This is a genomic window from Streptomyces sp. (assembly GCF_031181555.1).
Lineage (GTDB): Bacteria > Actinomycetota > Actinomycetes > Streptomycetales > Streptomycetaceae > Streptomyces > Streptomyces fimbriatus.
In genome coordinates this window covers 1-13976 of record NZ_JAPSKQ010000081.1, presented here as the reverse complement: position 1 = coordinate 13976, position 13976 = coordinate 1, and the positions used below count along the sequence as shown (strand labels likewise).

At 73.0% G+C, this 13976-nt stretch carries 8 protein-coding genes; 1 reads left to right on the top strand and 7 read right to left on the bottom strand.

The features are described 5' to 3' along the window. Positions 1–109: 109 nt before the first annotated feature. The 4 genes from RIM90_RS17890 to RIM90_RS17875 all read right to left on the bottom strand — a co-directional run bounded on the left by RIM90_RS17890 (position 110) and on the right by RIM90_RS17875 (position 6118). Positions 110–2545: a [protein-PII] uridylyltransferase gene (locus tag RIM90_RS17890; protein WP_375165471.1), complete on the bottom strand. Its 2436-nt coding sequence runs from the start codon at positions 2543–2545 to the stop codon at positions 110–112. 61 nt (positions 2546–2606) lie between these two features. Further along, positions 2607–2945: a P-II family nitrogen regulator gene (locus RIM90_RS17885; RefSeq protein WP_007493361.1), complete on the bottom strand. Its 339-nt coding sequence runs from the start codon at positions 2943–2945 to the stop codon at positions 2607–2609. Next, the gene (locus tag RIM90_RS17880) at positions 2942–4282 is read right to left on the bottom strand and encodes an ammonium transporter (RefSeq protein ID WP_309061713.1); all 1341 of its coding nucleotides are present in this window, start codon (positions 4280–4282) and stop codon (positions 2942–2944) included. The genes RIM90_RS17885 and RIM90_RS17880 overlap by 4 nt, the downstream gene beginning before the upstream one ends. A 339-nt stretch (positions 4283–4621) precedes the next feature. Beyond that, complete coding sequence (locus RIM90_RS17875) at positions 4622–6118, bottom strand: hypothetical protein (RefSeq protein ID WP_309061712.1); 1497 nt, start codon at positions 6116–6118, stop codon at positions 4622–4624. Between the two features lie 448 nt (positions 6119–6566). Here RIM90_RS17875 and RIM90_RS17870 point away from each other — a divergent pair, with 448 nt between their 5' ends. After that, positions 6567–7232 carry a bifunctional DNA primase/polymerase gene (locus RIM90_RS17870; RefSeq protein ID WP_309061711.1) on the top strand — a complete coding sequence of 222 codons (666 nt, stop codon included), beginning with the start codon at positions 6567–6569 and terminating at the stop codon, positions 7230–7232. A gap of 251 nt (positions 7233–7483) precedes the next feature. Here the strand turns inward: RIM90_RS17870 and ftsY are convergent, their stop codons facing one another. The 3 genes from ftsY to smc form a co-directional block, all read right to left on the bottom strand. After that, the gene (ftsY, locus tag RIM90_RS17865) at positions 7484–8686 is read right to left on the bottom strand and encodes a signal recognition particle-docking protein FtsY (protein WP_309061710.1); all 1203 of its coding nucleotides are present in this window, start codon (positions 8684–8686) and stop codon (positions 7484–7486) included. Between the two features lie 325 nt (positions 8687–9011). Next, on the bottom strand, positions 9012–10430 hold the full coding sequence (locus RIM90_RS17860) for a sugar porter family MFS transporter (RefSeq protein WP_309061709.1): 1419 nt from the start codon (positions 10428–10430) through the stop codon (positions 9012–9014). Positions 10431–10656: 226 nt separating this feature from the next. Continuing rightward, a partial coding sequence (smc, locus tag RIM90_RS17855; RefSeq protein ID WP_309061708.1) for a chromosome segregation protein SMC occupies positions 10657–13976 on the bottom strand: 3320 nt, incomplete at its 5' end.

Sequence of the window (13976 nt, the reverse complement as noted above, 5' to 3'; positions counted from 1 at the left end):
CGCGGCGGCGGGGGTCGGCCCAGAAGCGTGATCAGTTCGTCGTTCACGATCGGACCGTCCCCGCATCGGCGGGGAGCACCCTCGATCAGCGCACAACACGACCAGAAGGTCACGCCCGCAGCATCTCCTCCAGCTTCCGAGCCACACCCACCGCCTCGTCACCCGGCAAAGGCACACCCTGCGCTTGCGTCACATAAAAGGCGTCGACGACGTTGGCGCCGAGCGTGCTCGCATGCGCGCTGCGCACCCGCACCCCCGCGTCCTCCAGCGCCCGCCCGATCCGGAACAGCAGCCCCGGCGCGTCCTGGGCCCGGACCTCGATCACGGTGGCGTGCCGGGAGGCGGCCGGGGCGACCGTGACGCGCGGCGGCGGCGCGACCACGCCCCGCCGCAGGGGGTGGGCGGCGTCCCGTTCGGCGAGGCGGCCGGCGATGTCCAGGGTGCCGTCCAGGGCGCGTACGAGGTCCGCGCGCAGCCGGGCGGCCTGGGGCAGGGAGCCGTACTGGGCGGCGACGCGCCAGTCCAGCAGCAGCACGGATCCGTCGACGCCGTCCGGGAGGTCCACCGTCCGCAGCTCCGCGGTCCGTACGGTCAGCCGGTGCAGGGCGAGCACCCCCGCCACGGCGGGCAGCACGCCCGGCTGGTCGGGGACGGCGATCAGCAGCTCCACGCCCAGCGGCTCCGGGTCGCCGGAGGGCTCCTGCCGCTCGGCGGGCGGCTCGGTCCGTGCCCGCAGGGCCAGCACCGGGCCGCCCGTGGCGACCGCCTCGAGCGCGAGGCGCTCCTGCTCGGTGGTGGGCGCGGCCTCCTCGGGGACGGCGGGGGCGTCTCCCGCGAGCACCGCCGAGACCCGTTTCACCAGGTCGGCGACCAGTGAGGCGCGCCAGGACGACCAGGCGGCGGGGCCGGTGGCGAGCGCGTCGGCCTCGGTCAGGGCGTGCAGCAGTTCCAGGGTGCCCTGGGAACCGACGGCCCCGGCGACCGCGCGCACGGTCGCCGGGTCGTCCAGGTCGCGCCGGGTGGCGGTCTCCACGAGCAGCAGGTGGTGGCGTACGAGGGCGGCGATCACCGTGACGTCGTGGTGGTCGAAGCCGATGCGGGCGGCCACGTCCCGGGCGATGACCTCGCCGGCCACCGAGTGGTCGCCGGGCCGGCCCTTGCCGATGTCGTGCAGCAGCGCGGCGACCAGCAGCAGGTCGGGGCGGCCCACCCGGCGGGTGAGCTCGGAGGCGCGCACGGCGGTCTCGACGAGGTGCCGGTCGACGGTCCACAGGTGCACGGCGTTGCGCTGCGGCCGGCAGCGCACCCGCTCCCAGTCGGGCAGCAGGAGGGTGACCAGGCCCTCGGCCTCCAGTGCCTCCCAGACCTCGACGGTGGGGCGGCCGGAGCCCAGCAGGGTCACGAGCTGTTCGCGTGCCTCGGCGGGCCAGGGCGTGGGCAGCGGGCGCGCCGCGGCCGCCATGCGCCGTACGGCGTGCAGGGAGAGCGGGAGCCCGGCCTGTGCGGCGGCGGCCGCGGCGCGCAGCGGGAGCACGGGGTCGCGGTCGGGGCGCGCGGCGCGGGCGAGCACCACCTCGCCCTCCTGTTCCACGACCCCCTCGGCCAGGGGGGAGCGCTCGGCGGTGGGCTTTCCGGTGCCGAGCAGGGCGCGCAGCCTCGGCCGCACGGCCCGGGAGCGCAGGACACGGCCCACCTCGCGCCAGGTGACGTCACTGGCGTACGCGATGACGCGGGCCGCCTCGTACACCTGCCGCAGCAGCGCGTCGGCGTCGCGCAGCCCCAGCTCGGACGCCACCTGGTCCTGTTCCTGGAGCGCGAGCCGGTCGGTCGCGCGGCCGGTCGTCAGGTGCAGTGCGTCCCGTACGTCGAGGAGCCGGCGGCGGGCTTCGGCGAGGCCCTCGCGCGGGGCGTCGGCGAGCCAGGAGGCGGCGACGGCGCGCAGCGCGGTGGCGTCGCGCAGTCCGCCGCGCGCCTCCTTGAGGTCGGGTTCCAGGAGGTACTGGAGTTCGCCCTGACGTTCGGCGCGTTCGGCGCACAGCTCCTTGAGTTCGGGGAGCCGTTTCGGTGCCTGGTTGCGCCAGTCGGCCAGCACCGCCGTGCGCAGTCCGGTGGTCAGGCCGAGGTCGCCGGCGAGGTGCCGGGCGTCGAGCAGTCCGAGCTGGACCTTCAGGTCCTCGCCCGCGGTCCTGCGGGCCTCCCCCGGGGTGCGTACGGAGTGGTCGAGCGCGAGGCCCAGGTCCCAGACGGGGTACCAGAGCCGGTCGGCGAGGGCGGCGACCGCCCCGGGGTCACTGCCGTCGTGCAGCAGGAGCAGGTCGAGGTCGCTGCGCGGGGACAGCTCCGCGCGCCCGTAGCCGCCGACGGCGACCAGGGAGATCCCGCGCGGCTCTCGCGTGCCCGCGGCGAACAGCCCGCCGAGCCACGCGTCCGTGAGGTCCGCGAGGGCGGTACGGCGCGGCGGCCCGGACCGCGCCTCCTCGGTGAGGAGGCGCAGCCGGGCCGCCGCGTAGCCGCCGGGTCCCGAGTCCTTCGTCTCGTCGTGCATGTCCGTACCCGTCACCCGGCGACTCCTGTTCCGTTCGTCCGCCGTCAGAACTCGTCCGCCGTCAGAGCGCGTCCGGGCCGCGCTCGCCGGTCCGGACGCGTACGGCCGTCTCGACCGGGAGGGACCAGACCTTGCCGTCACCGATCTTGCCGGTGCGGGCCGCCTTGACGACGACGTCGATGAGCTGTTCGGCGTCGTCGTCCTCGACCAGCACCTCGATGCGGATCTTGGGCACCAGGTCGACGGTGTACTCGGCCCCGCGGTAGACCTCGGTGTGGCCGCGCTGGCGACCGTAGCCGCTGGCCTCGGTGACGGTCAGACCGTGCACTCCGAAGGCCTGCAGGGCCTCCTTGATCTCGTCGAGCCGGTGCGGCTTCACGACGGCGGTGATGAGCTTCATGCGTCCACCTTCTTGCTCTCGGCCGGGGCGACGGGGGCGGTGACGGCGGTGCGGGCCGCGCCGCCGCCGGCGCCGCTGAAGTCGTATGCGGTCTCGGCGTGCTCGGCCTGGTCGATGCCGGCCACCTCGTCGTCCTCGGAGACTCGCATACCGATCGTCTTGTCGAGGAGGAGGGCGAGGACCGCGGAGACGACCAGGGAGTAGGCGAGGACACCGAGGACGCCGGCGCACTGCTTCCAGAACTGGTCCAGGCCGCCGCCGTAGAAGAGGCCCGCGACGTCGGACTGGCCCTTGCCGGTGGCGAAGAAGCCGACGAGCAGGGAGCCGAGGATGCCGCCGACGAGGTGGACGCCGACGACGTCGAGGGAGTCGTCGTAGCCGAACCGGTACTTCAGGCCGACCGCCATGGCGCACAGCACACCGGCGATGACGCCGACCGCGATCGCGCCGAGCGGGGATACCGCGCCGCCGGCCGGGGTGATGGCGACCAGGCCGGCGACCGCGCCGGAGGCGGCGCCCAGCGTGGTGAACGCGCCGTGGCGGATCTTCTCGTAGGCGAGCCAGCCGAGGACCGCGGCGGCGGTGGCGACCTGGGTGTTGACGAACATCAGCGCGCCGACGCCGTCGTCGTTGCCGAGCCAGGAGCCGGCGTTGAAGCCGAACCAGCCGAACCACAGCAGACCGGCGCCGAGCATGACCAGCGGAAGGCTGTGCGGGCGCATCGGGTCCTTCTTGAAGCCGACGCGCTTGCCGATGACCAGGATCACGCCGAGGGCCGCGGCACCGGCGTTGATGTGGACCGCCGTGCCGCCGGCGAAGTCGATGACGCCCAGCTCGAAGGCCCAGCCGCCGGCGCCCCAGACCCAGTGCGCGACGGGGAAGTAGACGACGGTGGCCCACAGGGCGACGAACAGCGCCCACGCGGTGAACTTCACGCGGTCCGCGAGCGCGCCGCTGATCAGCGCGGGCGTGAGGACGGCGAACATCAGCTGGAAGACCAGGAAGACGAAGACGGGGATGGTGTAGCCGTCCCAGAGCTCGGTCAGGCCGATGTCGCTGAGGCCGACCCAGTCGGAGTTCCAGCCGATGAGGCTGCCGGAGTCGGTGCCGAACGCCATGGAGAAGCCGTACAGCACCCACAGGACGGTGACGATCCCCAGGCTGATGAAGCTCATCATCAGCATGTTCAGGGTGCTCTTGACGCGGACCATGCCTCCGTAGAAGAAGGCCAGACCCGGGGTCATGAGCATCACCAGGGCGGAACAGATGAGCATGAACCCTGTGTTGGCGGCAGACAGCGCGGGCGCGTCTGCGGCCAGGGTGATGGCTGGTGCCATCGGCGTCTCCTCGTCGTTGGTACGGCCCCGTGCGGGCGAAGCCTGAGCGGATTGAGGGGTGGGCCGGTTATGCGCCACGAGATTGGCGCAGCGCGGTTTCGGCGGAGGCCCCTCGTTGTTTCGCCGCCGTGACGAAGGCACCCGGCGTGTTACGGCTCGATGAACCGCGGGATGTCCGGTCGCGCGATCGTCGTCGTGACGCGACCTGGGCGGCGCCGGTTCGGGCGCGGAAAAGGGGTCCGGCCGCGGCCGGCCTCCGAATGACCTGGCATGGGGGAGCCGAGTCGGGCAGTTCGGGAGGGCCGGCCGCGGCCGGGGCTCAGCGGTTCCTCTGGGGTGTCAGACCGCCTCCGCGGTCTCGGGCAGCTCGGCCGCGAGCCGCTCGGTGAGGTCGACGACATCGGCGAGGTCCCCGAAGTCGCGCACGGCCGTGTCGACCGTCTTTCGGATACGAGTGTTGACGCGTTCGGAACGGACCTTCTTGGCCGCCTTGATGGCCTCGGTGGCGAAAACCACGCTCTGTTCGGGTTCCCGCTGGAGCAGATGCACCGTGGCCATGCCGATCAGGTTGAGGGCATAGGACCGCTGGTGTGCGCCGCCCTCCTGGCCGAACAGCTCCACGGCCCGCTTCATGAGCGGCTCGGCGAGGGAGGCGTAGGTGGGGCTGCGGCCGGCGACGTAGGCGAGGTCGCGGAAGGAGTGGGAGTTCTCGGCGTACAGCTCGGCCTCGGAGAAGAAGCGGATCCAGTCGGGGTCCGGCTCGTCCCACTCGGCGGCCTCGGCGAAGGTGTCCTCGGCCATCCTGACCGCCCGCTTGCACCGGCCGGGCTGGCCCATGTTGGCGTAGGCGCGGGCCTCCATCGCGTACAGCATCGACTGGGTGCGCGGGCTCGCGCAGTCCCGGCTGCCGTACTGCGCGAGGTGGATCAGCTCCAGGGCGTCCTCGGGCCGGCCGAGGTGGATCATCTGCCGGCTCATGTTGGACAGCACGTAGGAGCCGAGCGGCCGGTCGCCGGCCTCCTTGGCGGCGTGCAGGGCGAGCACGAAGTACTTCTGCGCGGTGGGCTGGAGCCCGACGTCGTACGACATCCAGCCGGCCAGTTCGGCCAGTTCGGCGGCGACCTTGAACAGCCGCCGGGTGGTGGCCTCGGGCTGGGGTTCCTGGAGCAGGTCCGTCACCTCGTGCAGCTGGCCGACGACCGCCTTGCGGCGCAGACCGCCGCCGCACTGGGCGTCCCACTGCCGGAACATCACGGTGGTGGTCTCCAGCAGGTCCAGCTCCGGCTTGGACAGCCGGCCCCGGGCCCGCCCGGCGGACGGCACCGGGTCCGGCTCGGGCCGGGACTGCGGGGCGGACGGGGTGGGAACGAGCCAGCGCTGCATGGGCTCGATGAGGGGCGGGCCCGCGGAGAGGGCCAGCGAGCTCCCGAGGAAGCCGCGCCGCGCCAGCATCAGGTCGCTGCGCGAGAACTCGCTGAGCAGGGCCACGGTCTGCGGGCCCGTCCAGGGCAGGTCGACGCCGGTCGCGGAGGGTGACGGACGAGCGGTGCGCAGGCCCAGGTCCTCGACGGAGACCACGACGCCGAAGCGTTCGGAGAAGAGCTCGGACAGGATCCTGGGGATCGGCTCGCGCGGGTTCTCGCCGTCCAGCCAGCGACGCACGCGCGAGGTGTCGGTGGAGATGTGGTTGGCGCCCAACTGGCGTGCTCTGCGGTTGACCTGGCGGGCGAGTTCGCCCTTGGACCAGCCGCTGCGGACGAACCACGAGGCGAGGAGTTCGTTCGGGCGTTTCTCCGCGCTCGCAGCATTCGTCCCGCCACCGCCGTTGCCGCTCACTGGAACGCCCCCATCCCTGAAGACCACTTGTCGCCGAGTGCGCCAAGCCCTATCAGAATGCCGGTTGCCGGAGCCGCCCGTCCGACGCTTCTCACCCTTCGAACGGAAAGCCGAGTTGCCTCCGGCATACCCACGAGTGCATGTGCCCCAAGAAGCCGTGCACTCACCGTAGTCCTACGATCACCCGTCTCACCATGGCGGAACCGCAATCGCCACCATTCGCCACCCCTTCGAATGAACTCACGGTCGTCAACCCACGATTCACTTGACACAGGACAGCCAGGGGTGGATGCAGCGATGCACACAGGGGCGCGCGCAGCAGAACACACCACCCCTGGACACTTCGAGGCGCCGACTGAGTGGAGCGGCGCGGGGAAGTGGAAACACAGAGCGTCACGCCGTGCGCCCGTTGCGTAACCATCGGTGCGTCGGACCCGTTGGAGGGGGCATGGGCTTCACGATCGGCATCAGTCGGGGCATCCGCGACATCCGGTCCGGCTCGCGCCGCCGGGGCCGCCCGTCGGACGCCACCGCCGTGGCGGAGTACACCGGGCTGTGGGGCTGGGACGTGGTGCCGGGTGTCCGGGCCGCCGCGGGCGCCTGCTCCTGCGGCCGGGCCGACTGCCGGGCACCGGGCGCGCACCCACTGGACTTCGCGCCGGTGATCCCCGCCGGCGCACCGCTGGACGCGGTGACCGGGACCTGGGCCGAATTCCCCGGAGCCTCGGTGATGCTGCCGGTCGGGCGGGCGTTCGACGTCATCGACGTCGCCGAGCCCGCCGGACGCCACGCCCTGGCCCGGCTGGAGCGCATGGGCCTGCCGGTCGGCCCGGTCACCGCCACCCCGGACGGCCGCGCCCACTTCTTCGTCGCCCCCGGCGCCGCCGCCGCGCTGCCCGAACTGCTCTACCGCATGGGCTGGGACGACCCGGCCGCCCTCGACCTGCGGGGCCTCGGACCCGGCACGTGCATCACGGCACCGCCGTCCGACCGGGGCGGCCTCGGCCCGGTGCGCTGGCTGCGCTCCCCCGCCCTGGACTCGGCGTACCGGCCGCCCGAGGCCCGGCTGGTGCTCGGCACGCTGGCGTACGTGGCGCACCGGTCACGGGCGTAGCCCTCCGGTGCGGCGGGATCGCCGGACGGCCCCCGTTCCCGCGGCTCACGCGGCGGCCCGCCGTTCCCGCGGTCCGCGTGGTGGCCCGCCGGTCCCGCGGATCGCCGGGGAGCCCCGGTCCCGAAGATCGCCGGGCGGCCCATCGGTCCCGTCAAGCCGTCCCCCACGCGCACGGCGAAGCGCCCGTCCCCCGACCGACTCGGGGGCGGGCGCTTCTTCGCGTCTGCCGGACAGGCCCTGAGGCCCGGGGCTCAGTCTCCGAGGAGCGCGTCCACGAACGCCTCCGGCTCGAACGGCGCCAGGTCGTCCGCGCCCTCGCCGAGACCGATCAGCTTCACCGGGACGCCCAGCTCGCGCTGGACGGCGATCACGATGCCGCCCTTGGCCGTGCCGTCCAGCTTGGTGAGCACGATGCCGGTGATGTCGACGACCTCGGCGAAGACCCGGGCCTGGATGAGGCCGTTCTGGCCGGTGGTGGCGTCGAGCACGAGCAGCACCTCGTCCAGCGGGGCCTGCTTCTCCACGACGCGCTTGACCTTGCCGAGCTCGTCCATGAGACCGGTCTTGGTGTGCAGGCGGCCGGCGGTGTCGATGAGCACGGCGTCCGCGGCCATCTCCTTGCCCTCCTTGACCGCGTCGAACGCGACGGAGGCCGGGTCGCCGCCCTCGGGACCGCGCACGGTGTGGGCGCCGACCCGCTCGGCCCAGGTCTGGAGCTGGTCGGCGGCGGCGGCACGGAAGGTGTCGGCCGCGCCGAGGACGACGGTGTTGCCGTCGGCGACCAGCACGCGGGCGAGCTTGCCGGTGGTGGTGGTCTTGCCGGTGCCGTTGACACCGACGACCATCACGATGCCCGGACCGCCGGCCGCGTTCTCCGTGTGCACGGTGCGGTCCATCTCGGGACCGACCAGCGTGATCAGCTCCTGGCGGAGCAGGCCGCGCAGTTCCTCGGGGGTGCGGGTGCCGAGCACCCTCACGCGCTCGCGCAGCCGCTCGACCAGTTCCTGGGTGGGCTGCACGCCGACGTCGGCGGTGAGCAGGGTGTCCTCGATCTCCTCCCAGGTGTCCTCGTCGAGGTGCTCGCGGGACAGCAGGGTGAGCAGGCCCTTGCCCAGGGCGTTCTGCGAACGGGAGAGACGGGCGCGGAGCCGGATCAGGCGTCCGGCGGTGGGCTCCGGGATCTCGATCGGCGGAGCCTCGACGGTGGGCGGCTCCTCGACGACGACGGGAGCGGGACCGCCCGGAAGATCAACCTCCTCGATGGTGCGCCGCGGTTCCTCCCGCGGCGTCTCGGCCTCTTCGCCGACGTGCGGCTCGGTCGGCGGGGCGGTGATGTCGGGCGCGGCGGGCGGCGGCGGGGGCAGCGGCTTCTTGCGCCTGCTCCCGACGATGAGCCCGCCGAGCGCGCCGAGCACGACCACGGCGATGACTACAGCAAGGATGACGATGTCCATAACGGGTCCAGTATCAGCCATGGGCACCCCCCTCGCCCCGATGCCGGCCCGTGCCGGACGGACCGTGCCGCGCGGCGCCGGCGGCCCGCGACCTGACGGTACGTCAGTGGACGTCCGCCCCGCGGCCGCCCGGCTCGGGCCGCCGTTCCCCTCGCAGCCGGCCGATTGCCTGCGCACGGCGTCGCGCACGGGACACCGCCCCGGCTCGGGCGGTACCGGGCCGGGGCGGTGGTGGGGGGTACGAGGAGAGGGGCGGCGGGGGCTTGAGCCCTTCTCCCCGGGTTCGCGGGACGGGGCCGGGCCCGTCCGGTGCGGAGGGGGCGGGTCAGCCCATCTCCTCCAGTGCCTTGCCCTTCGTCTCCTTCACGAACTTCAGGACGAACGGGATGGAGAGCGCGGCGAAGACGGTGTAGACGACGTAGGTGAGCGACAGGTTCCAGTCGGCCAGCGAGGGGAAGCTCGCGGTGATGGCCCAGTTGGCGATCCACTGCGCGGCGGCGGCCACGCCCAGGGCGGCGGCCCGGATCCGGTTGGGGAACATCTCGCCGAGCATGACCCAGACGACCACACCCCAGGACAGGGCGAAGAAGAGGACGAAGACGTGGGCGGCGACCAGGGCGACCCAGCCCTGGGTCTCGGGAAGCTTGCCGTCGACGAGGTCGAAGGAGAACGCCCAGGCCTCCAGCGCGAGGCCGATCACCATGCCGACGGAGCCGATGATCGCGAGCGGCCTGCGGCCGATGCGGTCGACGAAGATCATCGCGATGACGGTGCCGACGATGTTGATGATCGACGTGGTGAAGGAGTAGAAGAACGAGTCCGTCGGGTCGACGCCGACCGACTGCCACAGCGTCGAGGAGTAGTAGAACGCGACGTTGATGCCGACGAACTGCTGGAACACCGACAGGCCGATACCGATCCAGACGATCGGCTTGAAGAAGAAGCTGCCGCCGAGCAGGTCCTTGAAGCTGGACTTCTCCTCGCGGCGCATCGCCGACTCGATCTCGGTGACGCGGGCGTCCAGGTCGATGTCCTTGCCCTCGACCTCCTCGAGGATCTGCCGGGCGCGCTCGTGCTTGCCGACGGAGATCAGGTAGCGCGGGGACTCGGGGATGGCGAAGGAGAGCAGGCCGTAGAGGACGGCGGGGACGACCATCACGCCGAGCATGAGCTGCCAGGCCTCCAGGCCCATCAGCTCGCCGCGCTGGTCGCCGTCGGCGGCGTTCAGGATGCCCCAGTTGACCAGCTGCGACACGGCGATGCCGACGACGATCGCGGCCTGCTGGAAGGAGCCGAGCCGGCCGCGGTAGGCGGGCGGGGCGACCTCGGCGATGTAGGCCGGGCCGATGACGGAGGCCATGCCGATGGCGAAGCCGCCGACGACGCGCCAGAAGGCGAGGTCGTACAGCGAGAAGGGCAGCGCGGAGCCGACGGCGCTGACGGTGAACAGGACCGCGGCGATCTGCATGCAGCGGATGCGTCCGATGCGGTCGGCTATGCGGCCGGCGGTCGCGGCGCCGATGGCACAGCCGATCAGGGCGACGGCGATGACCTGGGCGAGGGCGGCGGAGCCGATGTCGTAACGGTCACGGATGGCCTCGACGGCGCCGTTGATCACGGAGCTGTCGTAGCCGAAGAGGAAACCGCCCATGGCGGCCGCCGCCGCGATGAAGATGACGTGCCCGAGATGTTCGGGATGAGCCGTCCGGGCTCCTGACTTCTGTGCCTGCGCTGTGCTGGTCACGTGTACTCCTCGGGCCACCGGCAACGTCGCCGGATGGGGGGTCAGCCCTTCGAGGTCCACCTGAAGGTACCTGAAGGTAAAAGCAACGAAGCAGAGACTATGTCTTCAACTTTCGAAGTCAATAGAGAGTTCGTAAGAAATTTCCCCACAGTTGCACGGAGATTACGTTCACAAGTTGAACACAAGAGGGAAGAGTGCAGGTCAGAAAGGTGTAACCCGCACGGAGTCAGCGGAGGCGCTGGCTGATGACCTTGGACACACCGTCGCCCTGCATGGAGACGCCGTAGAGGGCGTCGGCGATCTCCATGGTGCGCTTCTGGTGCGTGATGACGATCAGCTGCGAGGCCTCCTGCAGCTCCTGCATGATCCGGATCAGCCGCTGGAGGTTGGTGTCGTCGAGGGCGGCCTCGACCTCGTCCATCACGTAGAACGGGCTGGGCCGCGCCTTGAAGATCGACACGAGCAGGGCCACGGCGGTCAGCGACCGCTCCCCGCCCGAGAGCAGCGACAGCCGCTTGACCTTCTTGCCCGGCGGACGCGCCTCGACGTCCACACCCGTGGTGAGCATGTTGTCGGGGTCGGTCAGCACGAGGCGCCCCTCACCGCCCGGGAACAGGCGGGAGAAGACGCCCTCGAACTCGCGGGCCGTGTCCCGGTAGGCCTCGGTGAAGACCTGCTCGACCCGTTCGTCGACCTCCTTGACGACCTGGAGCAGGTCCGCGCGGGTCTTCTTCAGGTCCTCCAGCTGCTCGCTGAGGAACTGGTGGCGTTCCTCGAGCGCCGCGAACTCCTCCAGGGCGAGCGGGTTCACCTTGCCGAGCTGCTGGTACGCGCGCTCGGCGGCCTTCAGGCGCTTCTCCTGCTCGGCCCGCACGAAGGGGCGGGGCCTGTTGCGCGGATGGTCCGGGTCCTCCGGCAGCTGTTCGCCCTCGGCGGGGGGCGAGGGCGGCACGAGCCGGTGCGGGCCGTACTCCGCCACCAGCCCGGCCGGTTCGACACCCAGTTCCTCCAGCGCCTTGGTCTCCAGCTGCTCGATCCGCAGCCGCTTCTCGGCGCCGAGTACCTCGCCCCGGTGGACCGAATCCGTCAACTTGTCGAGTTCCGCCTTGAGATCGCGTCCCTCGGTCCGGGCGCGGGCGAGTTCCCGCTCGTGGTGGGCCTTGGCGGCCTCGGCGGCGGCGCGCTCCTCCTCGGCGCGGGCGAGGGAGACCTCGACGTGCGCCAGCAGCTGCCGGGCGCCGGAGGCGACGGCCGCGGCGACGGCCGCCTCGTGCCGCAGCCGGGCCCGCCGCTGCTCGGCACGCGCGCGTGCCTCGCGTTCCGCGCGGGCGGCCCGGTCCAGGGAGTCGGCCCGCCCGGCGAGCCCCTTGACCCGTTCCTCGTGGGTACGGACCTGGAGGCGGGCCTCCATCTCGGTCTGGCGGGCGTTGGCGCCGTCGGCGGCGAGCCGGTCGCGCACGGAGGTGTCGGGTTCCTCCGTCCCTCCGTCCCCGAAGGGGGCGCTCTCCTCGGCGGCGGCGAGCCGTTCGGCGAGTTCCTCGACGTCGGTGAGCGCCTGGTCGAGGGCTTCCTGGGCCCGGGCCGCGGCGGCGGCGGACCGCTCGGCCTCCCCGGCGGCACCGCGCGCCTGCCCGGCGAGCCGCCCGAGCTGCTGGGCGACGGCGGACTTCTCCCGGTCGGCGGCCCGGCGCCGCTCCCCCAGTTCCTCGACGAGGGCCGCGCACTCCGCGCGCCGCTCGGCCGCCGCGGCCTGCGCCCCGGCCAGTTCCTCGCACCGCACGGCCAGCTCCTCCAGCTCGGCGGCCGCCTCGTCCACGGAGGCCTGCACCTCCAGGAGGCTGGGCGCCCCGGCGGACCCGCCCTGCGCGAAGTGGGCTCCCAGCAGATCGCCCTCGGCGGTGACGGCGGTCAGGTCGGGCCGGGCGCGGACGAGGTCCTCGGCGTCCTCCAGGGTGCCGACGACGACGATCCCGCGCAGCAGCCGCCGTACGGCGGGCATCAGGGCGGCGGGCCCGCGGACGAGATCGGCGGCGTACGGCGCCCCGTCGGCCGGCGGCTGCCGCGGTACGTCGTCGGGGGCGCCGGCGAGCAGCAGGGCGGCCCGGCCCGCGTCCTGCTTGCGCAGCAGGCGGATGGCGTCGGCGGCGTCCGACGGGGACGTCACCGCGAGGGCGTCGGCGGCGGCGCCGAAGGCGGCGGCCAGGGCGACCTCGTGGCCGGGCGCCACGGTGAGCAGTTCGGCGGCCGGTCCCAGCAGTCCGGTGAGCCGGTCCTCGGCCGCGAGCAGTGCCCCGGTGCCGTCCTTGCGGCGCAGGCCCAGGGCGAGGGCCTCGTGGCGGGCCCGGGTCGCGGCCCGCTCGCGCTCGGCCGCGGTGGCCGCCTCGCGGGCGGCGCTCAGGGCGCTCTCCGCCTCGGCCAGCCGGCGCTTGGCCGCCTCGTGCCGTTCGGCGAGTTCCGCGTCGCCGGCGTCGAGGCCGTCGACCTCCGCCTTGAGCGCCTCGTACTCCTCCTGGGCGGCGACGGCCCGCTCCTGGGCCTCGTCACGGGCGGCGGCCAGGCGCTCGATCTCGGCCTGGGCGGCGGCGGCTCGCGAACGGGCGGCGCCGACCTGGCCCTTGAGCCGGGCGAGTCCCTCGCGCCGGTCGGCGAGGGCGCGGGCGGCGTCCCTCAGGCGCCGTTCCTCCTGGGCCAGCGCGCGCTCCAGTTCGGCGCGGTGGGCGACCGTGTCCTCCAGGGCGCGCTCGGCCGCCTCCAGGGCCGCTTCCAGCTCGGCCTCCTGTTCGCGGATGCGGGCGGCCTCGCGCTCCATGTCCTCGGGGTCGCGGCCGCGCCGCTCCTCGGGGGGCGCGGAGGTGGCGCTCTTCACGCGCGCGTCGGCCAGCGAGATCGTGCCGCGCACCCGCTCGGCGAGCTGGGAGAGCTCGTACCAGGTCTGCTGGGCGTTCTGCAGCCGCGGGACGAGCCGGCGCACCTCGTCCTCCAGCAGGGCCTCGCGCCGGAGGGCCTTCCCCAGCTCCTGCTCGACCGCCTCCTTGCGCTCCTTCAGGGCGGCCTCGTCGGCGATCTCGGCCTCGAGGGCCTCGCGCAGCCGTACGAGGTCGTCGGCGAGCAGACGCAGCCGGGCGTCGCGCAGGTCGGCCTGGATGACGGCGGCCCTGCGGGCGACCGCCGCCTGGCGGCCGAGGGGCTTGAGCTGCCTCCTGAGCTCGTCGGTGAGGTCCTGCACGCGCGCGAGGTTGGCCTGCATCGCGTCCAGCTTGCGCAGCGCCTTCTCCTTGCGCTTGCGGTGCTTGAGGACTCCGGCGGCCTCCTCGATGAAGGCGCGGCGGCCCATGGGGTCGGCGTGCAGCACGGAGTCGAGCTGGCCCTGGCCGACGATCACGTGCATCTCGCGGCCGATGCCGGAGTCGGAGAGCAGTTCCTGGATGTCGAGGAGACGGCAGGTGTCGCCGTTGATCTGGTACTCGCTGCCGCCGTTGCGGAACATGATCCGCGTGATGGTGACCTCGGAGTACTCGATGGGCAGCGCCCCGTCGGAGTTGTCGA

What these genes read in the sequence shown, in the direction of transcription:
- RIM90_RS17885 (WP_007493361.1), bottom strand. Translation starts at nt 2,945, where the DNA reads ATGAAGCTCATCACCGCCGTCGTGAAGCCGCACCGGCTCGACGAGATC.
- ftsY (WP_309061710.1), bottom strand. Translation starts at nt 8,686, where the DNA reads ATGGACATCGTCATCCTTGCTGTAGTCATCGCCGTGGTCGTGCTCGGC.
- RIM90_RS17880 (WP_309061713.1), bottom strand. Translation starts at nt 4,282, where the DNA reads ATGGCACCAGCCATCACCCTGGCCGCAGACGCGCCCGCGCTGTCTGCC.
- RIM90_RS17870 (WP_309061711.1), top strand. Translation starts at nt 6,567, where the DNA reads ATGGGCTTCACGATCGGCATCAGTCGGGGCATCCGCGACATCCGGTCC.
- RIM90_RS17890 (WP_375165471.1), bottom strand. Translation starts at nt 2,545, where the DNA reads ATGCACGACGAGACGAAGGACTCGGGACCCGGCGGCTACGCGGCGGCC.